Origin of the sequence: Bacillus sp. z60-11, from assembly GCF_046464135.1 — a bacterium.
Taxonomy (GTDB): domain Bacteria; phylum Bacillota; class Bacilli; order Bacillales; family Bacillaceae; genus Bacillus; species Bacillus sonorensis_A.
In genome coordinates, this window is sequence record NZ_JBIYSN010000001.1 from 1087983 (window position 1) to 1112087 (window position 24105).

A 24105-nucleotide genomic window follows, 5' to 3' on the forward strand; every position below is an offset into this window, starting at 1 on the left:
ACAAAGAACAGGCGGGATTTTATGAACATCACCATTATGACATTTAATATCCATCATGGAAAAGGCTCTGATAAAAGGTTGGATTTGGAACGGATCGCTCAAGTGATCGCTGAAAGCGATGCCGATATTGTCGGATTGAATGAAGTGGATCAACATTTTTCCAAAAGAAGCCATTACGAAGATCAAATCGGCTGGCTTGCATCGCAATTAAAGATGCACCATGCGTTCAGCCCGTCACTTTCCTTGAGCACAGGTCCCTCCACACCTAAAAGGCGGTATGGCAATGCCTTGTTGACGCGTTTTCCGATTGTTCAACAACAGCATCATTTGTTTAACTTGATCGCGGGGCTCATCGAGGGAAGGTCCCTGCTTGAAGCGGATGTGGAAATCGGGGGACGGATTTTACGGATCTTTGTGACGCATTTGAGTTTGAATCCATTTCTGCACCGGAAGCAAACAGACTTTTTGCTGCAAAGAATCCGAAAACGGGAACAGCCGGCGGTGGTGATGGGTGACTTTAATATGAAACCCCATTCAAGAGATTGGAACAAAATCACCGGAGAGCTACGCGATGTTTGGAAAGAAGCCGGAGACGGCCAAGGATCCACCTATCCGTCGCATCGTCCAAATAAGCGCCTGGACTATCTCTTTATCAGTCCCTCCCTTCACGCGTCAGCCGCTGAAGTTGCGGCGAATGATCCGGCTGCATCCGACCATCTGCCGCTCTTAGGACGGATTGACATTTAAAAGACGGCTGATTATCAGCCGTCCTGCTTATGCTTTGGCTATTCCTAAAAAGACTCCGGCCGTCACAATCAAAATAATGCCGATGACGATTCCGATCAGCTGCCGCTTCGTCTTCTTTTCACCGAGTATAATAATGCCGCCGAGCGTCGAAATGACGATCCCCATTTGCGACAATGAAAAGCTGGTCGCCACGCCGACCCGCGGCTGAGAAATGAATAAAAACAAGTTTCCCGCCGCCCAGATTAAGCCGGGGATAATATTTTTGATCACGTAAAAATTAAAAGGTTTGTGTCTGAATGTTAAAATCAAGCCCCCGGCCACCATACCGATGGCCTGTGGGAACAGAGCGGCCCAGCCGCTGACATCAAAGAACCGGACAACAACGACATAGACGAGGTAGCCTAAAGTGGAGATCAGCAAAATGATGATCCCTTTTTTCATGTTGCCTGTGGCTTCCTCTGTTTTTCGGCTGCGGTCTTCGAGCGATGTCAAGATGATCCCGACGATGATAAATATCAGCGCTAATACGCCGAGGATGATGGAGATCGTTGTCGCCCACTCATGAAATACAAGAACACCGAACAGCGATGTGGATACGAGTTGCATCCCGGTTGAAATCGGCATCGTTTTGGAAACGCCGATTAATTTAATGCTTCTCAGCTGATTGGTTTGGCCGAGCGCCCAAAACACTCCGGACACAATGCCTACGGCAAATATGCGCGGCGATAATTCAGGCTGTACGACAAAATAGACCCCGATTGAAAAGATTAAGGCTCCGATTGTCGTTCCGAGGACTTGGCTGTAAGGGCCTCCCCCGAGTTTTACATTGAAGAGAACAATGCTTCCCCAGAAGACTGCTGGTAAAATTGCTAAGAAAATGTCCATCTGATTAAAACCTTTCCTTTAGAGTCTTTATGTATTAAGGTGCGCCATAAAGGGGAATTTTAAAACAAAAAATCCACTTTGAATTAAATCAAAATGGATTTTTTGTTTTAAGAAGATCGATTTTTATTGATCATGGTTTGCGGAGCTGGCAAGCCACGGCATCTCGGGAATGAGAGCCGGGTGATGGTAAAGGTCATTGATCAACCTGTCCTTTATGCCGAGCGGGTTTCGATTTAAATCCTTCAGGCTGAAATGAATGCTTCCCGGGATGTCAGAAGAGCGGTTTAATGCGATCTGTCTTGGGTATTCTTCAGGGTCTGACCATGCTGGATCAGCGTTTTGGTTGATCTTATAGGCCGCTTGTCCAATATATAAATGAATGGGGCGACCTTCCGTTTCATGTTTCCACCAATCGACCAATATGTCATAGCTGGCTGGTGCAAAACCGATGCTCCAATAGATTTGCGGGGCAATATAATCAAGATAGCCCTGCTTGATCCATTCCCGTGTGTCTGCATAAAGGTCGTCATAGTTTGTCATTCCGGCCGTCGTATTCGAACCGGTCGGATCATCCGCCTTGTTTCTCCACACACCGAATGGACTGATGCCAAATTTGACGCATGGTTTTTCTTTCTTAATGGCGGCATTGATCTGTTTGACAAGCTGGTTGACGTTGTCCCGCCGCCAATCATCGATATTTGCAAAGCGGTCCTTGCCGTATTTCTCATATGTGTCCTGATCAGGAAATTCTTTACCTGCGATTTTATAAGGATAAAAATAGTCGTCCATATGAACGGCGTCAATATCATAGTTTTTGACGACTTCTTCAATACCTTTTACAATGAAGGTCTGTGCTTCGGGGATGCCGGGATTATAGTACAGCTGGCTGCCATAGGCGACGACCCATTCCGGATGTTTTCTGGCCGGATGATCTGCGGAAAGCCTGTTTACATCCGTATGATTCATCGTGATCCGGTAGGGGTTGAACCATGCATGAAATTCAAGCTTTCTTCGATGTGTTTCATCCAGCAAAAAACAGAGCGGATCATATCCTGGGTCTTTCCCTTGGATACCAGTCAAATATTCCGACCACGGACCGTAAGACGAAGGATAAAAAGCGTCGGCTGTCGGCTTGATTTGGACGACGACAGCGTTCATTCCCATGTCCTGAACGTCATTTAACAATTTGATGTATTCTTCTTTTTGCTGGCTCACTGTGAGTCCTTTTTTTGAAGGCCAATCAATGTTTGTGACGGTGGCGATCCATACCGCACGCAGCTCTCTCGCTTGACTTGTGCCGCACATCGCTTTCATGCACATCTCCCCTTTCGGAAAATTCGGAACTTTCTGCTATTATATGCCAAACCGTTCGATTTGTATATAAAAACAGACTAAGGCAAAACGTCTGCCTTAGTCTGTTTGTTTGATGAACTGTTGAATTTGCTGCATGAGAAACCGGATATAGGCCTCATCCCTGACGAGCCATGCCGCATAATTCCTTTTCATAAACCGTTCGGCTTCCTGAAACGAAGCAAATGTTTCATTTTGCGTCACACCGTTTAATTGGATCCTCCACCCGCGGCCGCTCGGAAAAAGAAAAAATTGATCCTCTTCTCTGTTTGTATAAAGTGATCCGTATTCGGACTCTTTCAGGTTGTAGATGTTTTTGAAGGCGTCCGCTCTCAAAGGCTCTATCGGGAACGGCTCTGTCACATACAGTCTGAACACGTCGTCTGTCAACGGGCAGCCGGCCGCTTTAGCATGCCCTCCTCCGCCAAATCTGGCGGCGATTTCTGATACATCGGTATCATCGTGAATCGTGCGGAGGCTCACCTTTTTGCCGCCCATATTTAAGATGGCAATGTAGTCGAGATGCGGGTATGTTTTACCAAGTTCGTTTCCCACCTCTGAATGGTAAGCCTCAGCGTGAACGATGCCGACACAGTGGGCATTGATGAAGGTTTGCACGATTTCCCGCCTCTTCCTGCGGATATATCGTTCGATTTTTCCCTCTTCCATATCCAATATTTTTTCTTCGAATTCGTCAAAAGAAAACTCATCATTTTCCTTAAGACGATGGACCATTTTATCTTCAAATTCATCAATGGACACAAGAAAAAACAAGTCATTCAGACGCTTCGCCTGCTGGTTGCCCGCCTGTTCCCATTCCCAGGTGTCGTATTGACGGACCAGTTCGACAAATTGATCCAAAGCTTTTGATTGCGGGATGAGACCGTTGTCCAGCAGATATTCATAAAAAAGCGATGTGGCTGAAGCGAGCCGGCCGTCTTCATATTGAACTTTGACCATGCCCCATGGGTGCTCATTCAAATGGAGCGCCGTTTTGTGGTGGTCGATCAGTTTGACCTTTCCTCCGGCTTCCGAATACTCGCTCAGCTTTTTTTCGTTTTCCTGATGGACGGACAAATCGGTTATCCATAATCCGTCATGATGCTTCCCTTTTTCTTTCGCTCTGTCCAAAAACCGTTCGACTTGCATATCCAGCCCGGTGACAGAGTTATAGCGGACCTCCACCTGTTCGCCAAACGCCACTTTCGCGATGATTCCGCAGCCGACTCCGTCCAAATCATTATGAGAATACAAATGGTACATGCTGCCGCCCACCTTGCTTATTTTTTCGCCCTGTATTCTCCTGTTGGAGACGGGCGTCTTTTCTTAGCTGATATCTGTTTTACTATTGTAAAAATGCAGCGGTTTTATACTCTGTTATGTGATTTGGGCGGTTAAGAGTCTGTAGGCGTTTTCGACACGCTCTTCAGCCGGGGGATCAATACCTTTTAATGGGTATTCGATTCCGAGCGCTTCCCATTTATAAACGCCGAGCTTATGATACGGCAGAACTTCCACTTTTTGAACATTCGACAGGGTGCCGATAAAGCGGCCAAGCGCGATTAAATCTTCATCAATATCCGAGATGCCGGGAACCAATACATGACGAATCCAGACAGGAACTTGATGGTCGTTTAAGAAGCCGGCGAAATCCAAAATGTGGTCGTTCGCCATCCCTGTCAGCTTGATATGCTTTTTTCGATCGATATGTTTTATATCAAGCAGGACAAGGTCGGTGTATGTCATCAATTCCGCGATCTGCTTTTGAAATGAGGACGCTGTTGAATAGCATCCGCCGGAAGAGTCAAGAGCCGTGTGAATGCCGTGCTTTTTACACGATTTGAACAGCTCTGTTATAAAGGGAAGCTGCAGCAGCGGCTCGCCTCCGCTGACCGTGATCCCGCCGCCCGATGATTGGATGAACGGGAGGTACGATTGGATGTCGCGGACGATTTCAGAAACCGACATTTGTTTTCCTGATCCAATCTCCCAAGTATCTGCATTATGGCAAAATTGACAGCGTAAAAGACAGCCTTGTGTAAAGATGACGTATCGAATCCCGGGGCCATCGACCGTACCAAAGGTCTCAATCGAATGAATGTTTCCCAACATGTGAAGATCGCCTCTTTTCCGGGAGCGAAGCAGGAAAGCTTCGCCCCAATTGCTTACATTGATTCATGGAATGTTCTGCTGATCACGTCCAATTGCTGCTCTTTCGTCAGTTTAATGAAGTTGACCGCGTAACCTGATACACGGATGGTCAGCTGCGGGTATTTTTCAGGGTGTTCCATCGCATCAAGCAATGTCTCTCTGTTGAAGACGTTCACATTTAAGTGATGTCCTGTTTTTGCAGCATAGCCGTCAAGAATGCTTGATAAATTAACGGCGCGGGTTTCTTCATCTTTGCCGAGCGCTTTCGGGACGATGGAAAATGTGTTGGATATACCGTCCATTGCATAGTTGTAAGGCAATTTCGCCACGGAAGACAGAGAGGCGAGCGTTCCTTTTGAATCGCGGCCGTGCATCGGATTTGCACCAGGGGCGAACGGTTCGCCGGCCCGCCGTCCGTCCGGTGTATTTCCCGTTTTCTTGCCGTAAACAACGTTTGATGTGATCGTTAAAATCGATATCGTATGAAGCGACCCGCGGTACGTTTGGTGCTTGCGGAGCTTTTTCATAAACCGTTCGACAATGTCGACAGCTATGCTGTCCACACGATCATCATTGTTACCGTATTTCGGGAAATCACCTTCTGTTTCAAAGTCAACAGCGAGGCCATTTTCATCGCGAAGCACTTTTACTTTGGCATATTTGATAGCGCTTAACGAGTCGGCCACAACGCTTAGTCCCGCGACACCGGTTGCCATTGTCCGCAGAATGTTTGTATCATGCAGAGCCATTTCAATTCTTTCGTAAGAGTACTTATCATGCATGTAATGGATGATGTTCAGCGTGTTGATGTACAGAGCGGCAAGCCATTCCATTGTCTGATCAAACTTGTGCATGACTTCTTCATAATCGAGTACATCTGAAGCGACCGGCGGCATTTCAGGTGCGACTTGAACCTTGTGTTTTTCATCTTTTCCGCCGTTAATCGCGTAAAGAAGCGCTTTCGCGAGGTTGGCGCGGGCACCGAAAAATTGCATTTGCTTGCCGATTTCCATTGCGGATACACAGCAGGCGATACCGTAATCATCGCCATATTCAGGTCGCATGATATCATCATTTTCATATTGAATGGAGCTTGTTTTAATCGACATTTTCGCACAGTAGTGTTTAAAGTTTTCAGGAAGCCTGACAGACCAAAGCACGGTCAAATTCGGTTCAGGTGCAGGCCCCAAGTTATCAAGCGTATGAAGAAAGCGGAACGAGTTTTTCGTAACAAGAGCCCGTCCGTCATGTGCGATCCCTCCGATCGATTCTGTCACCCAGGTCGGATCTCCGCTGAACAATTCATTGTACTCAGGTGTGCGGGCGAATTTGACCAGGCGCAGCTTCATGACGAAGTGGTCGACGAGCTCCTGGGCCTCCTGTTCTGTCAACACACCGTTTTTAAGATCTCTTTCGATGTAAATATCAAGGAAAGTCGATACGCGGCCAAGGCTCATCGCGGCTCCATTTTGCTCTTTGATGGCTGCCAGGTACGCGAAGTAGAGCCATTGAAAAGCCTCTTTTGCATCGGCGGCCGGGCGGGAAATATCATAGCCGTAGCTTGATGCCATGGCCTTCAATTCATTCAAGGCACGGAGCTGCTCAGACAGTTCTTCGCGCAGGCGGATATTTTCCTCCGACATGAGCGGGCTGGTTTCCTTTGCATCTTTCTTCTTTTCATTGATTAAAAAGTCTACGCCGTAAAGTGCGACTCTGCGGTAATCACCAATGATGCGTCCGCGTCCGTATGCATCAGGAAGCCCGGTGATAATCCCGACTTTTCGCGCAAGCTTCATTTCATCCGTGTAAGCGTCAAAAACACCTTGGTTATGGGTTTTCCGATAATCTGTAAAGATTCTTTCCACTTCATCATCCAGCTTAAATCCGTATGACTCGCATGCCTGCTTCGCCATGCGGATGCCGCCGAAAGGCTGGAGCGAGCGCTTAAACGGTGCATCTGTTTGGACGCCGACTACTTTTTCTAAATCTTTGTCCAAATATCCTGGATTGTGAGATGTGATCGTGGAGACGATTTCCGTATCCATATCAAGGACTCCGCCGTTGTCCCGCTCTTGTTTGCTTAAATCCATGATTTGGTCCCATAATCTTGTTGTGGCTTCTGTTGGAGATTCGAGAAACGATTCGTCACCCTGATAAGGCTCGATATTACTGAGGATAAAGTCCCGGACATTGACTTCTTTTTGCCACACATTTTCAGTGAAACCCTTCCATTGTTCCATTTTCATCCACCTCTTTTTGAATCAATTTAATATAACAGCTGTTACCTCTATATCTTATGGTTAATATAACAGACTTGAATGTGAAAAAAGTCACAAAATCTTGTGAAATACTTAACAAGTTTGCGAAAGTTCTTTGAACATCTACTATTTAACGTGTTAGAGCGTTGGTTTACAGAATGACAATGTACTATAATAAGTAGCTTTTCCACTAAACTGTTATATAAAATATGTATAGCTCTGTTTGGATCACACAAATAAGCCGGTGACTGAATGGCCGGCTTATTCGGGAGGCGAGCCTTATCGGCAACCGACAGAGATCGTTTGGTTGCCGAACGATTCAAGCGTACTTTTCAATACATAGCTGCCGGCGGGGAGATGGTGAAACTCATAAACTCCTTCCGGCTCGACTGCCTTTGTTTGCAGCAGAACACCTGACAGGTCATAGACATGAATGTAATGCTGCCGCTCCCTGAGCTGGCTTTTCAAGTCCGTCGGGATTTCTCCTGATAGAATAAAACCGGGTTGATCGGTTATGCCCGGGTCAATTTGCTTTAGGATCTCCACATCAGGCTCTGTTCCGGATGAAGGTTCATGGGAGGCAGGCTGTCCGACTTGGCACTTTAGGTACAGCCTTTCCATCGATGCCATGTGGACGCTGATATCCCAATATTTCATGGCTTTTTCTCGCGCCCGTCTTCCCAATTGTGAGCGGAAGGCGTCATCGTCCAGCAAATGCCGCAGCTTTTCCGCAAGTGCATCACTGTTGCCTGTGGGAACGAGCAATCCGTCAGCGCCGTCTTTGATGATTTCTTTTATGCCGCCTGCTTCTGCGGCCAGGATCGGTTTTGCGGAAAATTGGCCTTCCAGGATCACAAGCGGAAAAGTATCATGCAGTGAAGGCAAAACAATGATATCGCTGCCGTTCATTAAGTGAGGTATGTCATGCCGTTTTCCGAGAAAGGAAATGGCTGCCCCGATGTCGAGCTGTTCGGCTGTACGCTGCAAAGCTTCCAATTCCGGCCCCTCCCCCGCCAGCAGGCAGTGAAAATCCTTCCGTTCTCGGCTGAGTTTGGAAAGGGCTTCAATCAGGTAGCGGTGCCCTTTTACCGGTACCAGCCGGGCCGGGCAGAGGATGGTTTTTTTGCCTTCATCTCGGCTTTTTTTCGCCGGATGTTCATTTTCGATAAAGGGTTCCTTGACGATGCCGTATGGAATGACTTGAATTTTGGACGGGGTGACACCGATTTGGATCAGCTGTTTTTTCAGCCACTGGCAGGGAACGGCAACAATGTCGCCTGACATCGCCCCCAGGCATTCTTCCATTTTCATATACTGCTGTTCACGTTCCGTTTTATTGTAAAATTCACCGGTTACTTTTGCCTCGTGATATTTAAAATTATGAAGCGATACGATCAGCGGAATATGCGGGGGCTTGGAACGGGCCATCGCTCTGGCCGTCATAAAATCGTGACAGTGGATGACATCGTAGCCGCTCATGTCAAACTGCTTAATAGCTTGTTCCAGGCTGTAGCGCTCCATTTCCCTCCAATAGATCCACAGCGGATATTTTGCTGTGTAGGATGTTTGAAAGCGGCGGATGAGCTCGCGTTTCATGCTGTGTTTATCTGCTGACTGCTGATCTGTGATTTGAATGTTCAGCCAGCTTTTATCATGTGACATAAGATCGACGGTGTGTCCTTTTTCTTCTAAGCTTTTTCGAAGTGTATCAATATAGGTGGATGGGCCGTTTGTGTGTGGAGAATACCGATAATAAGCAAGCAATATTTTCATATGTTTCCCCCTATCTGTTGTTAAATTTATCGGAACCCACTCCCATAGCATTATATGGCCGAAAGCGAAAAAAGTACGCAATAAACACCGAAAACACCCTTTTCCGATTGGGAAATGGGTGTTGTTTATGAAGCGGCTAATATTTCGGCGATCCTGTCTTCGATCTCTTGCCCTTTTTCATCATCCAGCAGCTGGTTTAAAAGGATGGAGAAGATCAATGTGTCTCCGCTTTTGGTGTCGATATAGCCCGATAATGAGCTCACAGTTGAAAGCGATCCTGTTTTGGCTCTGACTTTGCCTTTGACCGAAGGGTTTGTCAATCGGTTCCGAAGCGTTCCGCCGACCATTCTGTCGCTTGCCCCGCTTACGGGCAGTGAACGGATGTAAGAGGAAAACCATTCTTCATGTTGGACGGAATACAAAAGCTTGGTGATCTGATGAGCGGAAAGGAGATTGATATGAGAAATTCCCGAACCGTCTCTAAGCAGCAATGCATCTGTATCAACACCAAGCGCTTCAAGCTCTGTTCTCATCACTTCAAGTCCCTTTTCCCAGCTGCCTTCTTTTTTCACCGTTCTCCCCATTTCCTTGACCAATGTTTCGGCATGGCCGTTGTTGCTCAGCTTCATAAAAGGGATCATCAGTTCTGACAGCGGCATGGATTGATGAACCGTCATGAGCTCCGCATTCTTCGGTGTTTCACCGATTTTTGCGTCTCCGAGGATGTGAATGTCTTGGCGGTGAAGCGCCTTTTTAAATAAATCGAGCGCATAACGGGAAGTCTCCCAAACAGCAACCCATTGCCTGACTTTTGATGCTCCCTGCGGAATGGTTCCTTGAATATAGATCGTGTTTGTACCGTGGTCCCTTTTCACTTCGATGTCCTTCTTTTTGCCCTCGGGGACAGTTTTGGCATGATTAACGACGTTGACAACGTTTGTCTTGGGGGAAACGGCCACCGCTGGTTTTTTTCCGGCTTTGCTGCCCGGGGTCACCTCGAGAATGACTGTGCCTGCATCATAATCTTCGTTTGGCGAGGCTGTTAAAGCAGACACCTGGGCGCCGTAATACTGATCTTCATCGCTCCAGGCCAGGTCGCTGGAATAGCGGACATCATTATACCAGGTGTCATCTCCGACAAGGTGTCCGCGAATTGAAGTGATCCCTTTTTTGCGAATGTTTTCAGCCATCTCCTCAAAGTCTTTTGTTAACAATGTCGGATCACCTTTTCCTTTTAGATACAGGTTTCCTTTCAGTGTTTTGCCGCGCTGAACGCCGTCTGTCAAAACCTCTGTCTTGAAGGAATAGTCTTCACCAAGCACAGAGAGCGCGGCCGCCGCTGTTAAAAGCTTCAAATTGGAAGCAGGTCTGAGGCGAATATCCCCCATGTGGCCGTAGAGGATTTTGCCGGTGGACAGAGATCTGACACTGATCCCTGCGAGGGCGCCTTGTAAATCCGGGTCCTGTTCTAACAGCCGGTCAATGGCATGCTGGATTCCGCCGCCATCTTCTGCGGCAATGACGGCCGGTTCTTCCCCGCGAATGTTTAAACCCGGCGCCAATATCATCACGATGCATAAGACAAGTTTTACATATGTTTTCATCCTTGTTCCCGCCTCCCATTCTGTTTAATACTTTATTGCAAAAACGGGCGGGATATACGATTTAATGATCTGTTTTCAATATAAACCTTCGATATAAGCCATACAGCATCAATAAATGAAAAACGATTCCCAATCCGCCGAACAAGAGAACATGCGACCCGGCGAGATAGGTATTGGCTGTCCAATAAGTCGGTGTGATGATCCCGAAAAACTGCCATGGTTCTGGAATGAAAAAGGCGAACGCTGGTGTAAATGCCATAAGGCTGAACCCTTTCATCAAAGCCAATCCTTCGACTTTATTGGAAGCATAAGCCGCCAAAAGCAGCGTATACAGCGGAGCTTCGAGTGTGATCATCGAAAGCGCGAAAAAGAGATGAAGCGGGTGTCCGCTCTCCCACAACAAGAGAATCATGCCATAGCAGAGGGTCACTAACATCGGGAAGGCAAGCCGGATCATTAAATAACCGCGCTTTGAAAGCGGTGTGACGGCAAAATACTGGATTAGATTGTCGTCGCGTTCATCCAGCAGGATAAATCCTGACATGATGCCGAGAATCAGCGGAATCAAGAGCATGGCAAAGCTTATGACCAGCCGGTGGCATACAGCGGCATCCACTCCCGTCATTTTCGCCGCCACCGGTTCGCCGAAACGTATGACGATGATCAACAGCAGCGGCGCCAGTCCATAAAAAGCAAGCATTGAGTCGCGGCAAATCTGTTTCATATCTCCGCGGATCAGCTGGATGATTTTCATCATCGCTTCTCACCTCCGCCAAGCTTGAATGTGATGAACGTTCTCACAGAATGCCGCGTCCATAAAAAGGCGGCACCATTCCAAAGCAACAGGAGGAACAAACAGTAGGCCAGCTCCCATTTGCCGAGCGGGTGAAATGCGGCTTCTAAAAGCAGCAAAGACGCTTTTGACGGCAGAAGGTAAAAAAGCGGACTCTTCCATAACCCGACTGTCTCAAACAATGGGAGAATGAACACCAGTGTGCAGAGAGTGGACAAAAAGAAAAATCCATTCAATGTCACACACCGGACAGCCAATCCCAAACCGATCTGTGTGAAAAAAAATGATGTTAAAAGAACGCCTGACAAAAACAACACGGCGTTTGTGCCGAAACCAAAAACACTGCTGTGGATCAAATAGCTTGATACAAGCGACAATAAGGACAGCGATGCCGTTTTCGACAGGATGTATTCCTCAGGTCTCAGCGGTGTCACAAACAGACTGTCCAAAATGTTTTGCCCTTTTTCCAATAAAACGAGACCGCCGATGAAGAAAAAGCCCAATACACTCGGATCAGAAAAAGTCAGTACGACATTGACCGATTCCTGATGCCCCTTCGGAAGAAATTGCAGGAACACGATGTATGCCGCGCTGATCAGCAAGTAAGCATAATAAAATCCGTGCTTCGCCTGCAGCTTGACATCATGCCGAAAGGCGGACATAAGCCTCACTTTAAACGCCTCCCCGTCACATCAATAAAAATATCTTCAAGCGAAGCTTCCTGTGAATGAATCGTCTCGACCGGATGGCTTTGGATCAAGTTCAAAAACTGTGAATTGTCCCCGATTTGATCGAGTTCAAAATGGGCGGTCTGCAGTTGTTCCCGCCTGCGGTACTCGACTTTGACCAGCCGTTTCCCTTTTTGGACTTTCAGAGTGCGCGGGGAATCAATCAGCGCTACTCTTCCGTCTACGATAAACGCCACACGGTCGCAGATTTCTTCAGCGACATTCATATGGTGCGTCGTGATCAGAATCGTCTTCCCTTCCGCTTTTTTCATCAGGATCAGATTTTTGAGTTGCTTGGCGTGAACGGGATCAAGCCCTGAAGTCGGTTCGTCTAAAAACAAAAGTTCCGGCTTATTGAGGAGCGCCCTGCAAAAGTTAAGTCTCATTTTCATGCCTTTTGAGAAATCGGATACCTTCGTCCTGCCGTCATTTTGAAGGCCGGTCATTTTGAGCAGAGCCTCAAGATCTTCTGTTTCAGAAGCATAAAGGGAACGAAAAAGGCTGAGATTTTCCAGCGCCGTCAATCGATTATAGAAATTGGGAAATTCAAAGGCGACGCCGATTTTTTCGTAAAACGAGCTGCCGGCGCGGTGAAGTTCCTCCCCCATGACACTGACGCGCCCGTCATATCGTTTTAAAATGCCGATCAGTATTTTTTGTATCGTGCTTTTTCCGGCGCCGGACGGTCCGAGAAATCCGAAAATTTCACCCTTCCGGATCGAAAAGTCGATGTCTTTCAAGACCGGTTTTGTTTGTCCGGGGTATGTGAAACAAAGCCCGCTGACTTCAATCACGCTGTTCTGCCCCCTTGCCTGAAAGTCCCTGTCCGATTAATTCGATGAATAAGTCCATCGTTTCCTCGTAATGTTCTGCTCCGATCGTTCTTTTTTGAAAGGATAAAAGAACAAGGGAACGGATCAGGCTGATGATCGTTTCCGGCTTTTTTCTGATGAGCCAGCCGTTTTCCTGGGCGTTGATGATCAACGGTTTAAAAAAATCTTCATCACTTGTGAAATGCTCCTTCAGCTTCTCTTCCGGAAGCTTGCGGAAGAGAGCTTCCATTAATTCTTCATCATACATTTGCCGAATGTATGGATTGTCTTCCAATAGTGCGAGCGCTTCCCGCAAGAACTGTGCAAATGTCTGCCCCGTTTTCGCGAAAGACGCTTCAATTTTAGAGCGAAGCTTTCGTTCCTCCTCCTGCAAAATCTCAAAATACAGCTCCTCTTTTGAGGCGAAAAATAAATAGAACGACCCTTGGGCGATGCCCGCAGCTTTTGTCAAATCACTGACGCTCGTTTTTTTCAGCCCCCATTGTGCAAACTGCTCTCTTCCGGCTTGTAACAGCTTTAAACGGATGGTTTCTTTTTCTTTTTCGCTAAACTTCGGCATCGTGCTCTCTCCTTATTTTAAAAACATATGAATATTTTTATTTTATATTCATAATAATGCGCTTTTTCTTTTCATGTGTCAATCCCTTTTTATTGCAAAAGGAAGTGGGAGCTGAATAGTCGGGGAGCGCATGTTCCAGCGCTATGAAAGGGAATTTCGTCCGTCATGGTCAACTGCAAATGCAAAAATGACTTTAAAGATATATAAGGACAAAAGGATCGTGAGAATGTTCGGAAGCAAATTTGAAAATAAAAGGAGCAGACAAATGCCGGACATCGCAAAAAATGCCCCTGTGATCCTTTGTCTTGGATGTCTGGTTAAAGCATTGATAAACAACGCTGATATGACGGTGTAGCCCCATGCAGAAAAGCAGATCCGCATATATGGAGTAAATAACCATCCAAGAACGATCGGCTGGATATGAATCAAAATAAATACGAGCCGGGCTTTCGCATTTTCTTTGTAATAGCGGTTTGTGGAAGAAGAAAAATTGGCGATCACTCCGCCTGTGATATCAATGGTTAATGCCGCCAGCAGCAAGCTTTGCCATATGTGAAAATGCTGCCACCCTGAATATGAAGCAGTTAACAGAAGCGAGGACATCCCCATGGCAAACAAAAGTGTTAAACATAACTCAGATACAGCAATTCTCTTGCCGAACAATTCATGAAGAGGAGCAGGTACTTTCAGCATTTTCATGTGTTTTACCTCCTAGTTCTCATTCTTTCGGTACATGTCTATGTTGCCTGAAAAAAATCATCAAGGCCTTCCCGTCAGTAAAATCTGTGCGGCATTTTTTGTGTCATAGTTTTCACAACATTTTCATTTACCCGTCAAATTTGAAGCAAAAAAAGCGCCACTTATAGTTTAAACTATAAGTAGCGCTTCCTTTACATTAATAAGCTAAGCTGAACAGACCTTTAATATGGCTCAGGTAACGGACATTGCTCGCTTCTTTCATCAATGAAGCAGGCAGGCCTTTAAGAGACGTGCTGTTTGCGCCGATCACGGCAACCGCGTCTTTGCGGCCAAGGCTTGCAAGCGTCCCTGAGTTTACAGGGCTGAATGTTTCCATTGATTTGTTTTCTAAGTATGCATATAAGTTGTAGCCGATCAGCTCGCCCATTTGCCAAGCGATTTGCGCTGTCGGAGGGTATGGACGGCCATCCGGACCAAAGACAACGGCACTGTCTCCTGCAACAAATACATCTTCGTGGGATGTAGATTGAAGGAAGTCGTTGACAGTCGCGCGTCCGCGGTTGACTTCAAGTCCTGATTCGCCGATAAGCGGATTACCTTGAACACCGCCGGTCCAGACGAATGTGTTTGTGACGATTTTTTGACCGTCTTTCAAATCAACGACGTTTCCTTCCACATTTGTGACAGGAAGACCTGTTAAAAATTCAACGCCGCGTTTTTCAAGGCTTTTTGTCGCGCGTTCGATCAGCTCGTCAGGAAGCACAGGCAGGATTTTCGGACCGGCTTCGACCAATTTCAGCTTGATTTCTTTAGGATCTACACCGTAGCTTTTGGCAAGGTTCGGCATGATGTCAGCCAGTTCGCCGACAAGTTCAACACCGGTCAGTCCGCCGCCGCCGATTAAGATTGTCGCGTCAGCTTCATTTTTTGTTTTGGCGTATTCCGCCACTCGTTCTTCAACATGCTTGAAGATTTTGTTCGCATCGTTTGCGGATTTCAGCACCATGCTGTTTTCTTCAAGTCCAGGGATGCCGAAGTAGGCTGTGACAGATCCAAGACCGACAACAAGCGCATCATACGTTAAAGTTGAGCCGTCAGAAAGGGCGACTTCTTTTTTGTCGACTGAGAAAGAATTGACTTTCGCGATTTTAAGATCGATGTCTTTTCCTTTGAAAAGCTTTGTAAGCGGCATGGCGATCGCTTGTTCAGAAACGTTGCCCGCTGCCAGGCGATGCAGTTCTGTGATGATTTGGTGTGTTGGGTATTGGTTAACCACTGTAACTGTTGCTTCTTCTTTACTGTAATGTTTGCGTACTGTTAAAGCGGACAGTAATCCGCCGTAACCAGCGCCTAAAATGACAATATGTTTTGACATCGTAAATCCTCCGTCCTTATTCTAAATATATTCTGAAGGTTGTTATTTTTGTTTTTCGCGTTCTGACATGATTTGCAGATAGCTTTGAGCAAAGCGGAACAGCTTCTGCGCCTGCGGATCCTTGAGCATTCTCAGAAGACCGAACAGGCCGATGACTTCGTTGCTTTCCTCAGCGCGGTCTTTTGCTTCAATGGCCGTCGACGCGATTTCTTTCGCCGTTTCTTTCACAGGCTCCAAAATTTCTGTAATGGCACCTACAGTGTCGCTTTTCAACACTTCATCAGTTGCCACGGATTGGGCGAAATCGTAAGACTTCGTCAAAATGTTGACCAGTTCTGTCAGCTTTGGAAGCTGGTCGACCAGGACAGTCAAAGATTCCTGCACTTCAGGTTTTAACAGTTGATCAATAAGATCGCGTTGGCTTTGACTTACAGATTCGTTTGTTTGATCATTCGTTTGATCGATTGTTTCCGGCATAACCAATTCTCCTTTACAATAAGCGATGTGCTGTTTTTTGATGGAAGCCCTTCCAATTACAGTTTGTGAATTTATGCACAAACAAGTCCAGAAAAAAGCGCTCCCCGGTGTGTTTGTTTTGCGTTTTCAGCGGTGTCCTTTTGAAGCACAAACCAAAAACTTGCAATCTAAAACACAATGTATATTTTACTATTAAATGATAACATTTTTTGAACAAAAAATGAACGCGATTGTGTCGGAAATGAAAGAAAAACATAGAAAACTTGATCTGAAAGGGTTGTTTCATTCCTTTCATTTCCTATATTGTGTCTTCGTGATCCAATTCCCCTCCCCTGAGACAAAAGATGCACAAATGAAGATGCTGAAAAAACCTTTGTTTACATAATATATTTATTGTCAATCTTCATCTTTTACATCCGGGTCCTCCGGAAGCGGTTCGTTTAAAATCGCCTCAACCATTTCCTTATACTTTTCCATCTGCTCCAAATGTGTATGAAATTGTTCTTTATTCAGCAAATATTGCTGTCCGTCATGGATCGCCCGGATTTTCCTTTGTCTGACGAGCTGTTCGATATATGATTCTGGAAGTGATAAATATTCTGCGGTCTCTTTTATCGTTAAGTACATTTTTGGATCCCTTTCGTCCCGATTTTAGGCGAACGCTGCCATTTTACAGATCATAAGATAAGGTATATCAGTTTAGATGATGGAGGCACATTCACGATGTATTCAAAATGGAATTCTGAAGCGCCCTATCCGCCTGCTGCCTCACAAATCCCGCCGGGTCAGCCATCTGCCCAACAGATGACAGAAAGGTTAAAACATCTGGAGGATCAAATGGGGATGCTGATTAAGCTGATGGAAAGCAACAACCAGCTCCTGCGCTCAATTGAGGAACAGCAAAACCGTGTATGTACGTCCGGCGGCGGTTCGGTTATTGTCCGAATGTAAGTCAGCGACTCGCTTATCTCAAAATAAAGAAGAAGGCCATCACCCTTCTTCTTTATTTTTGCGCCTCCATCAGTATACTATAGAAGTTTTCGCTCCGAAAGCCGGGCGATTTCATCGTAAACTTCGGGGTTTTCCAAGGCGGACAAATCTCCCGAAGGCTCGTTTAAATAGGCGGCACGTATCAGTCTTCTCATTACTTTTGCATTTCTCGTCTTTGGCAGTCCGCTGACGAAATGAACATCTTTCGGCTTGACCGCTTTTCCGATCGCGCGGCATGCGAGCTCCAGCAAGTCTTCCTTCAATGTCTCAGAAGGCGGCTCTGTTTTCGCGGGAACGACAAAGCATACAACAGCCTGCCCTTTCATATCATCGGGAACGCCGATAACTCCGGCTTCCGCGATGGCGGGATGCGCCACCAAAACCGATTCGATCTCCGCGGGACCGATTCTTTTGCCAGCGACATTGATGACGTCATCCGACCGTCCGCTGATCGTCCAGAACCCTTCCTCATCTTTTTTCGCCCAGTCGCCGTGCACCCAAACATCTTTCCAGCGGCTCCAGTATGTTTGTTCATACCTGTCCGCCTCCTTCCAAAAACCGTTCGTCATGCCGACCCACGGTTTTGTCAGGACAAGCTCTCCGACCTCGTTTGTGACCTCTGCCCCTACTTCATTGAAGACATTGGCGGCCATTCCCGGTAAAGGCGAGTTGAAAGCTGCCGGCGCTATCGGCCGAAGGAGCACGTTGCCCAAAATGCCGCCGGCAATTTCCGTTCCTCCCGAATAGTTGAAAATGGGCACCTTCTCTTTTCCAATGTGGCGGAACAGCCACATCCACGGTTCTTCATTCCACGGCTCGCCTGTTGAGCCGATCACTTTCAGGCTGGAAAGATCGCACGTTTGCAGAAACCCCTCCCCATGCTGCATCAACGAACGAATGAGCGTCGGAGAGATGCCGAGATGTGTGACCCCGTGGCGGCTGACAAGCTTCCAGATCCGGTCCGGCTCCGGGTGATCAGGCGCCCCGTCATACAGCAAAATGGCCGCTCCATTGATCAAGCCGCCAAATATTAAAAACGGCCCCATCATCCAGCCCATGTCTGTATACCAAAAAAAGGTGTCTCCTTGTTTTACATCCATGCCAAATCCGGCATCAAACGCAGCTTTAAGCGGAAAACCGGCGTGGGTATGAACCGCTCCCTTCGGCTGTCCGGTCGTCCCCGAGGTATAAAGGAGCATAAGCGGATCAGAGCTTGCCATCTCTTCGGTGTTTTCAAGCGGTTCGTGCTTCATCAGATCATCCCAGGCTATATCCCTTGCTTTGTTTATGTTTGGATTTGAACCGTGAAGGCGGCAGACGACGACTTTTTCGACAGATGGCGAGCGGTTTGCGGCCTCGTCCGCCTCTTTTTTCATCGGGACGGCTTTTCCCCTTCTGTGAAACGCGTCTGCGGTAACAAGCACTTTTGCTCCGGCGGCTCGCAACCTTGAGGAGACAGCATGCGCCCCATAGCCTGAAAAGATCGGCGAAAAAACCGCTCCGATTTTGGCGGCCGCAAGCATGGCGATGACGGTTTCGGGGATCATCGGCATGTAGATCGCTATCACTTCGCCTTTTTGAACCCCCAGCGCTTTAAAGCCCGCTGCCGCACAGGATATGCTGTGATGCAAGGAAGAAAATGAGATTTGCTTCGTTTTTCCGTCTTCACTTTCCCAAATGAGCGCTGCAGCGTCCGCCGTTTCTGTTTGGACAGACCATTTTTCCACGGCATTACAAACGGCATTTAAGCGGCCGCCGGCAAACCATGTCGGCCATTTGATGCCGTGATCTGTGTTTAATGCCGCACTGTATCGCTTGTACCAGCTGATACCGAGGGCTTTTTCAGCTTCTTCCCAAAACCAGGCGATATCGTCTATCGAGGCTTTCAAAAAGTCGCCATAATCGCTAAAGCCAAGCCCTTTCATCCATTGATACAGCCTGGTCGTTTTGACGAATTCAGGATCCGGCCGCCAAACCGCTTGTTCAGTCATGCATTTTCTCCTTTCCATTTTTTGATATCAGACAGGATAGACAGGATGCTTCCGTTCGGTAAATGTCATGTATTTTGTCATGTAGGCCTTAAAGCGTTTCGTCAGCTCCGTCCGGAGAGAATCGGCCGGAATGATGCCGTCGACGATCATTTCCGAAGCAAGCCGGTAAATATCGATGTCTTGTTGATACTCTTCGCGTTTTTTGGCGATAAATGCTGCCCGTTCTTCTTTGGGAAGCTCTGCGATTTTCTTGGCGTAAACGGCGTTGACCGCAGCCTCAGGCCCCATCACGGCGATTTGCGCCGTCGGCAGCGCCAGGCAGCAGTCAGGTTCAAAAGCCGGTCCGGCCATCGCATACAATCCGGCGCCGTACGCTTTTCTGACGATGACGGATATTTTCGGCACGGTTGCTTCGGCCATCGCCGAAATCATTTTGGCTCCGTGTCTGATGATACCTGCCCGCTCGACTTTCGTTCCGATCATAAATCCCGGTATGTCGGCTAAAAAAAGCAAAGGAATGTTATAGGCATCGCATAAGTGAATGAATTTTGCAGCTTTATCTGCGGAATCGTGGAAAAGGACCCCTCCTTTCACACGCGGCTGGTTGGCGATGATGCCGACAGGCTGTCCGTCCAGCCGCGCCAGCCCTGTGATGAGTTCGGGAGCGAACAATTTTTTGATTTCAAAAAAAGAATCCTCATCAATGATCCGGCTGATCAGATCCATCATTTGAAAAGGGGCGTTTTGATTTTGCGGAATGATCTCCTCCAGTGATTGATCAAACGTTTGTGCCGGCCTTGGGTGAGCGGCGGGCGCTTTTTCTCTGTAGTTGGCCGGAAAATAGGACAGATAGCTGCGGGCTGACAGGATCGCTTCCTCTTCCGTTGCAGCGAGGATGTCTCCGCAGCCGGATACAGAGCAGTGCATCTTGGCTCCGCCCATTTCTTCCAGGGTGACCTTTTCACCGATGACCATCTCCGCCATCCGCGGTGAGCCTAAATACATCGATGCGTTTCCTTCAACCATTATGACGATGTCGCAGAAAGCCGGAATATAGGCGCCGCCGGCCGCTGAAGGGCCGAACAAAAGACAGACCTGCGGAATGCGCCCGGATAATTTGACCTGGTTGTAAAAAATCCGTCCCGCCCCCCTTCTTCCCGGAAACATGTCAACCTGATCGGTAATCCTTGCACCGGCCGAGTCGACCAGGTAAAAAAGAGGACAATTTAATTTTTCGGCTGTTTCCTGAATGCGGATGATTTTTTCAACGGTTCTCGCTCCCCATGAACCGGCCTTTACGGTTGAATCATTGGCCATCACGCAAACGGTTTGTCCGCCGATTTTGCCGATCCCTGTGACCACCCCGTCCGCCGGAAGCTCCTCAGCCATGCAATTGGCAAAAAAAGCATCTTCCAGGTCGAGGTCGTCGTTCAAGAGGAGCTTCAGTCGATCTCTGACAAACCATTTCCCTTTCTTTTCGTTTGCATCATGATATTTTTGCGCCCCGCCAGTTTTGATCTGTCGGATGCGTTCATTTAGTTCTTTTTCGGCTGCCAACGGCTGTCCCTCCATTCTATTCTCCTGTATAACGAGGCTTTCGTTTTTCTGAAAAAGCCTTCAGCCCTTCTGTTCGATCCTTCGTCGGAATCGTCAGTTCATATGCCTTTTGTTCAATGGAAAGTCCTGTTTCGATGTCTGTCTCAAGCCCTTTATTGATGGCGAACTTCGCCTGCCGGACGGCAATCGGACCGTTTGCGGCGATGGTCAAGGCGATGTCTTCCGCTTTCTCTTTTAGCTCTGATAAAGGAACGACATGTTCGACAAGACCGATGTCCTTGGCTGTCTGTGCGTTAATACGACAGCCGGTGTAGATCATTTCCTTCGCTTTGCCGCGACCGATTAAGCGCGGCAGCCGCTGCGTCCCCCCTGCACCCGGGATAATTGCCAGCGTTGTTTCAGGAAGGCCGAGTTCGATGTGGCTGGCTGCGATTCTGATATCGCACGCCAAGGCAAATTCAAGCCCGCCGCCCAAAGTGCTGCCGTTCAGGGCGGCGATGACCGGCTGCGGCAGCCGATCCGTTTCACGGAACACGTTTTGGATCAAAGACACGGCCTGTTTCGCTTCCAAGCGGCTCATTTGGGCCCTTTCCTTTAAATCGGCGCCGGCACAAAATGCTCTGTCGCCTTTTCCAGTGATGATGACACAGCGGATGTCCGGATTGGATTGAATATCGCGGAGAGCATTCTTTAGCTCATCAAGGAGCGCAAGCGATAAAGCGTTTCTGGCCTGCGGCCTGTTCAGTGTGAGAACCGCGACTGATTGTTGCTGGATGGAAAATTGGAGATTCGGTTCCACCGGTCTCCCTCCTTTTTTATGAAAAGCAGTCCAATGATTTGGCTGTCTGTAAATTTCGGCTTGGCAGCTGCCTGCCCGCTTTGTCTTCGATCCATTTGGCAGCCAAAAGAAGCTTCCCGAGATCGACCCCGGTTTCGATTCCCATTTGCGCGCACATATAAATCAGATCATCTGTTGCGGCATTGCCCGATGCCCCCGGTGCGTACGGGCAGCCGCCCAACCCGCCGCAGGCTCCGTCAAAGGTGGTGATCCCCATGTCCATGGCCGCGATCATGTTGGCGAGGGCCATCCCTCTCGTATCATGAAAATGGAGTGCGATGTTTTCTTTCGGAAAACGTTTCAGCAGGGCTTCGAGCACAATCTGCACCTGAACGGGATTGGCGGCGCCGATCGTATCCCCGAGGGAAAGCTCATCGATCTCCATTTCAAACAGCGCCTCAGTGATGCGGATGATCTGCTCTAAAGGCACGCTGTTTTCATAAGGGCAGCCAAATACAGTGGATAGATAGGCTCTTGTGGTGAGTTTGGCTTTAATGGCTTCTCTTGTGACATCTTTTAAAATGGGAAGCGTTTCACTGATCGATTTGTTGATGTTTTTCATGTTGTGTGTTTCACTTGCCGACATAAATACGGCAGCTTCATCAATTTTTCCTGCAAGCGCCCGCTCCAGCCCTTTTTGGTTGGGGACGAGCGCGGCATAGGTGACGCCCGGCTTCCGGCTGATGCCCTTGGCGACGTCAAGGGCGTCCGAAAGCGCCGGAATCCATTTAGGGTGAACGAATGATGTGATTTCAATATAGGAAAGTCCTGTCTCAGAGAGCATGTTGATCCAGGCGATTTTTTCGCCTGTCGTGAGTACGGTTTTCTCATTTTGCAGACCGTCGCGCGGTCCGACTTCCTTGATGCTGATTGTTTTTGGAACGTTCATTTGTTTTCCTCCAGACGCTATTGAAGCTCTAACAATACTTCACCTTCATCTGCAAAATCACCCTCGCTTTTTTTGACCGCTTTGACGACCCCGTCCGTTTCCGATAAAATCGGAATTTCCATTTTCATCGATTCCAAAATTGCGACTTCTTGGCCTTTTTCGACTCTGTCTCCTGTTTTCACGAGAATTTTCCATACGTTTCCCGCCATATTGGTGACAACAGTACTCATGGCAAGCCTCCTTGTTTTTTTATTTCATCTGGCTGATAAAATCGGTTGGGACTCCCCCCTTTTGAAATGCTTCTGAGCGTACGATGTCTTGAAGAAGCGGAATGTTCGTTTTGATTCCCTCAACATGATATTGTGCGAGCGCTTCGGTTAAGAGGGTGATCGCTTCGCTTCTGTCCTTCCCTTTGACAATCATTTTGGCAATCATCGGATCGTAAAACGGGGTGATGTTCATATTGGCTGATACGGCGCATTCATGCCGAATGCTTGGATGCTGCGGCAGCTTGAGATCAGTGATCCGTCCCGGTGACGGGAAAAAGGTTTTCGGGTCTTCAGCGCATATCCTGACTTCAATCGCATGACCGTCCCGCTTGATATCTTTTTGGGAAAAAGCGAGTGACTTGCCTGAAGCTACAGCTAGCTGTTCTTGTACAATGTCCAGCCCGGTAATTTCTTCTGTGACAGGATGTTCGACTTGCAGGCGGGTGTTCATCTCGAGAAAATAGAAACGGTTCTCTTGATCGACTAAAAACTCGATTGTCCCCGCATTGGTGTAGCCGATTGACAGGGCGGCTTTGACGGCGGCATCGCCGAGTTTTTTTCTCATTGTTTCATTCAAGAGCGGGGCCGGGGCTTCTTCGATGATTTTTTGCTGCCGCCTTTGAATTGAGCAGTCGCGCTCCCAGAGGTAGACGGCGTTCCCATGCTCGTCTGCTAAAAGCTGGATTTCGATATGTCGGGCCCGTTCAATGCATTTTTCCATATACATGGCTCCGTCTCCAAAAAAATCGGCAGCGCGTTTTTGGTTGCCTTCATATGCCTTTTTTAATTCATATTCGTCTGCGATGCGCTGCATGCCAATGCCTCCTCCACCGAGAGAAGCCTTGAGCATCACAGGATAACCGATGGATGACGCGACAGAGAGCGCTTCCTCTAGTCCTGACAGGCGTTTGGATACACCGGGAACAACGGGGATTGATGCGTTTTCCATTGCTTTTCTCGCTGCGATTTTGCTCCCCATTTTGGCGATCACGTCGGGTGATGGGCCGATAAAAGCGATGTTTTCCTCCTTGCATCTTTCAGCAAAGCGGCTGTTCTCCGAAAGCAGGCCGTAACCGGGATGGATCGCGTCGGCTTCCGCTTGTTTGGCGGTATCAATGATTTTTTCGATATTTAAATAGCTTTCATTGACCCGCGGCTTTCCGATCGGCCATGCTTCATCAGCCGCCTTGACATGCAGGGACTCCGCATCGGCTTCAGAATACACAGCAATGGTTTGAATGCCGAGCCGTTTGCATGTTCGAATAATCCGAAGGGCGATTTCCCCGCGGTTGGCAATCAGCAGTTTTTTATACAAGTAAGCTCCCCCTTCCATGTTAGT

The 24105-nt window shown here is 47.8% G+C and carries 21 protein-coding genes and 2 pseudogenes; 2 read left to right on the forward strand and 21 right to left on the reverse strand.

What is annotated here, in order from left to right; all coding sequences use genetic code 11:
* Positions 1-21 precede the first annotated feature (21 nt).
* Positions 22-747 carry an endonuclease/exonuclease/phosphatase family protein gene (locus ACINLD_RS05700; protein WP_142246116.1) on the forward strand — a complete coding sequence of 242 codons (726 nt, stop codon included), beginning with the start codon at positions 22-24 and terminating at the stop codon, positions 745-747.
* Between the two features lie 27 nt (positions 748-774).
* Here the strand turns inward: ACINLD_RS05700 and ACINLD_RS05705 are convergent, their stop codons facing one another.
* The 15 genes and pseudogenes from ACINLD_RS05705 to ACINLD_RS05775 all read right to left on the reverse strand — a co-directional run bounded on the left by ACINLD_RS05705 (position 775) and on the right by ACINLD_RS05775 (position 16859).
* On the reverse strand, positions 775-1632 hold the full coding sequence (locus ACINLD_RS05705; protein WP_077736678.1) for a GRP family sugar transporter: 858 nt from the start codon (positions 1630-1632) through the stop codon (positions 775-777).
* Positions 1633-1770: 138 nt separating this feature from the next.
* Positions 1771-2919 (reverse strand): annotated as a pseudogene (locus tag ACINLD_RS05710) (glycoside hydrolase family 10 protein); the annotation flags it as partial.
* 123 nt (positions 2920-3042) lie between these two features.
* A complete protein-coding gene (locus ACINLD_RS05715; protein ID WP_077736676.1) occupies positions 3043-4245 on the reverse strand; it encodes a DHH family phosphoesterase in 1203 nt (400 codons plus the stop codon).
* Positions 4246-4359: 114 nt separating this feature from the next.
* Positions 4360-5094 (reverse strand): pyruvate formate-lyase-activating protein, encoded by a 735-nt coding sequence (pflA, locus tag ACINLD_RS05720; RefSeq protein WP_077736675.1) that lies wholly within the window; start codon positions 5092-5094, stop codon positions 4360-4362.
* 53 nt (positions 5095-5147) lie between these two features.
* Positions 5148-7373 carry a formate C-acetyltransferase gene (gene pflB, locus ACINLD_RS05725; RefSeq protein ID WP_077736674.1) on the reverse strand — a complete coding sequence of 742 codons (2226 nt, stop codon included), beginning with the start codon at positions 7371-7373 and terminating at the stop codon, positions 5148-5150.
* A 297-nt stretch (positions 7374-7670) separates the two neighbouring features.
* The gene (locus ACINLD_RS05730) at positions 7671-9164 is read right to left on the reverse strand and encodes a glycosyltransferase (RefSeq protein ID WP_179115721.1); all 1494 of its coding nucleotides are present in this window, start codon (positions 9162-9164) and stop codon (positions 7671-7673) included.
* A gap of 125 nt (positions 9165-9289) precedes the next feature.
* Complete coding sequence (gene dacB, locus ACINLD_RS05735; protein ID WP_077736672.1) at positions 9290-10768, reverse strand: D-alanyl-D-alanine carboxypeptidase/D-alanyl-D-alanine-endopeptidase; 1479 nt, start codon at positions 10766-10768, stop codon at positions 9290-9292.
* A 61-nt stretch (positions 10769-10829) separates the two neighbouring features.
* A complete protein-coding gene (locus ACINLD_RS05740) occupies positions 10830-11525 on the reverse strand; it encodes a hypothetical protein (RefSeq protein ID WP_077736671.1) in 696 nt (231 codons plus the stop codon).
* The gene (locus tag ACINLD_RS05745) at positions 11522-12223 is read right to left on the reverse strand and encodes an ABC transporter permease (RefSeq protein ID WP_051290412.1); all 702 of its coding nucleotides are present in this window, start codon (positions 12221-12223) and stop codon (positions 11522-11524) included. The genes ACINLD_RS05740 and ACINLD_RS05745 overlap by 4 nt, the downstream gene beginning before the upstream one ends.
* Before the next feature lie 5 nt (positions 12224-12228).
* On the reverse strand, positions 12229-13083 hold the full coding sequence (locus ACINLD_RS05750; RefSeq protein WP_026587336.1) for an ABC transporter ATP-binding protein: 855 nt from the start codon (positions 13081-13083) through the stop codon (positions 12229-12231).
* A complete protein-coding gene (locus tag ACINLD_RS05755; RefSeq protein WP_026587337.1) occupies positions 13076-13681 on the reverse strand; it encodes a TetR/AcrR family transcriptional regulator in 606 nt (201 codons plus the stop codon). The genes ACINLD_RS05750 and ACINLD_RS05755 overlap by 8 nt, the downstream gene beginning before the upstream one ends.
* Before the next feature lie 141 nt (positions 13682-13822).
* Positions 13823-14380, reverse strand: a complete 558-nt coding sequence (locus ACINLD_RS05760; protein ID WP_026587338.1) for a hypothetical protein — start codon at positions 14378-14380, stop codon at positions 13823-13825.
* Positions 14381-14576: 196 nt separating this feature from the next.
* Entirely contained in the window at positions 14577-15755 is a 1179-nt protein-coding gene (locus tag ACINLD_RS05765; protein ID WP_026587339.1) for an NAD(P)/FAD-dependent oxidoreductase, read from the reverse strand.
* A gap of 42 nt (positions 15756-15797) precedes the next feature.
* Entirely contained in the window at positions 15798-16232 is a 435-nt protein-coding gene (locus ACINLD_RS05770) for a DUF1641 domain-containing protein (RefSeq protein ID WP_026587340.1), read from the reverse strand.
* 396 nt (positions 16233-16628) lie between these two features.
* Positions 16629-16859, reverse strand: a complete 231-nt coding sequence (locus tag ACINLD_RS05775; protein WP_026587342.1) for an excisionase family DNA-binding protein — start codon at positions 16857-16859, stop codon at positions 16629-16631.
* Between the two features lie 96 nt (positions 16860-16955).
* Here ACINLD_RS05775 and ACINLD_RS05780 point away from each other — a divergent pair, with 96 nt between their 5' ends.
* Positions 16956-17183 (forward strand): hypothetical protein, encoded by a 228-nt coding sequence (locus ACINLD_RS05780; protein ID WP_026587343.1) that lies wholly within the window; start codon positions 16956-16958, stop codon positions 17181-17183.
* A gap of 77 nt (positions 17184-17260) precedes the next feature.
* On the opposite strand, the gene ACINLD_RS05785 is transcribed toward ACINLD_RS05780, so the two are convergent.
* The 6 genes and pseudogenes from ACINLD_RS05785 to ACINLD_RS05810 form a co-directional block, all read right to left on the reverse strand.
* On the reverse strand, positions 17261-19213 hold the full coding sequence (locus ACINLD_RS05785) for an AMP-binding protein (protein ID WP_077736670.1): 1953 nt from the start codon (positions 19211-19213) through the stop codon (positions 17261-17263).
* Positions 19214-19240: 27 nt separating this feature from the next.
* Positions 19241-20785: an acyl-CoA carboxylase subunit beta gene (locus ACINLD_RS05790; protein WP_077736669.1), complete on the reverse strand. Its 1545-nt coding sequence runs from the start codon at positions 20783-20785 to the stop codon at positions 19241-19243.
* A 1-nt stretch (position 20786) separates the two neighbouring features.
* Complete coding sequence (locus tag ACINLD_RS05795; RefSeq protein WP_026587346.1) at positions 20787-21569, reverse strand: enoyl-CoA hydratase; 783 nt, start codon at positions 21567-21569, stop codon at positions 20787-20789.
* A gap of 16 nt (positions 21570-21585) precedes the next feature.
* The gene (locus tag ACINLD_RS05800) at positions 21586-22497 is read right to left on the reverse strand and encodes a hydroxymethylglutaryl-CoA lyase (protein WP_026587347.1); all 912 of its coding nucleotides are present in this window, start codon (positions 22495-22497) and stop codon (positions 21586-21588) included.
* Positions 22498-22514: 17 nt separating this feature from the next.
* Positions 22515-22733: pseudogene (locus ACINLD_RS05805) on the reverse strand (acetyl-CoA carboxylase biotin carboxyl carrier protein subunit); the annotation flags it as partial.
* Positions 22734-22746: 13 nt separating this feature from the next.
* Positions 22747-24081 (reverse strand): acetyl-CoA carboxylase biotin carboxylase subunit, encoded by a 1335-nt coding sequence (locus ACINLD_RS05810; RefSeq protein ID WP_026587349.1) that lies wholly within the window; start codon positions 24079-24081, stop codon positions 22747-22749.
* Between the last annotated feature and the right edge of the window lie 24 nt (positions 24082-24105).

Excerpts from the sequence above, each read along its gene's own strand:
- ACINLD_RS05700 (WP_142246116.1), top strand. The coding sequence starts at position 22 with ATGAACATCACCATTATGACATTTAATATCCATCATGGAAAAGGCTCT.
- ACINLD_RS05705 (WP_077736678.1), bottom strand. The coding sequence starts at position 1,632 with ATGGACATTTTCTTAGCAATTTTACCAGCAGTCTTCTGGGGAAGCATT.
- ACINLD_RS05715 (WP_077736676.1), bottom strand. The coding sequence starts at position 4,245 with ATGTACCATTTGTATTCTCATAATGATTTGGACGGAGTCGGCTGCGGA.
- pflA (WP_077736675.1), bottom strand. The coding sequence starts at position 5,094 with ATGTTGGGAAACATTCATTCGATTGAGACCTTTGGTACGGTCGATGGC.
- pflB (WP_077736674.1), bottom strand. The coding sequence starts at position 7,373 with ATGGAACAATGGAAGGGTTTCACTGAAAATGTGTGGCAAAAAGAAGTC.
- ACINLD_RS05730 (WP_179115721.1), bottom strand. The coding sequence starts at position 9,164 with ATGAAAATATTGCTTGCTTATTATCGGTATTCTCCACACACAAACGGC.
- dacB (WP_077736672.1), bottom strand. The coding sequence starts at position 10,768 with ATGAAAACATATGTAAAACTTGTCTTATGCATCGTGATGATATTGGCG.
- ACINLD_RS05740 (WP_077736671.1), bottom strand. The coding sequence starts at position 11,525 with ATGATGAAAATCATCCAGCTGATCCGCGGAGATATGAAACAGATTTGC.
- ACINLD_RS05745 (WP_051290412.1), bottom strand. The coding sequence starts at position 12,223 with ATGTCCGCCTTTCGGCATGATGTCAAGCTGCAGGCGAAGCACGGATTT.
- ACINLD_RS05755 (WP_026587337.1), bottom strand. The coding sequence starts at position 13,681 with ATGCCGAAGTTTAGCGAAAAAGAAAAAGAAACCATCCGTTTAAAGCTG.
- ACINLD_RS05760 (WP_026587338.1), bottom strand. The coding sequence starts at position 14,380 with ATGAAAATGCTGAAAGTACCTGCTCCTCTTCATGAATTGTTCGGCAAG.
- ACINLD_RS05765 (WP_026587339.1), bottom strand. The coding sequence starts at position 15,755 with ATGTCAAAACATATTGTCATTTTAGGCGCTGGTTACGGCGGATTACTG.
- ACINLD_RS05770 (WP_026587340.1), bottom strand. The coding sequence starts at position 16,232 with ATGCCGGAAACAATCGATCAAACGAATGATCAAACAAACGAATCTGTA.
- ACINLD_RS05775 (WP_026587342.1), bottom strand. The coding sequence starts at position 16,859 with ATGTACTTAACGATAAAAGAGACCGCAGAATATTTATCACTTCCAGAA.
- ACINLD_RS05780 (WP_026587343.1), top strand. The coding sequence starts at position 16,956 with ATGTATTCAAAATGGAATTCTGAAGCGCCCTATCCGCCTGCTGCCTCA.
- ACINLD_RS05785 (WP_077736670.1), bottom strand. The coding sequence starts at position 19,213 with ATGACTGAACAAGCGGTTTGGCGGCCGGATCCTGAATTCGTCAAAACG.
- ACINLD_RS05790 (WP_077736669.1), bottom strand. The coding sequence starts at position 20,785 with ATGGAGGGACAGCCGTTGGCAGCCGAAAAAGAACTAAATGAACGCATC.
- ACINLD_RS05800 (WP_026587347.1), bottom strand. The coding sequence starts at position 22,497 with ATGAACGTTCCAAAAACAATCAGCATCAAGGAAGTCGGACCGCGCGAC.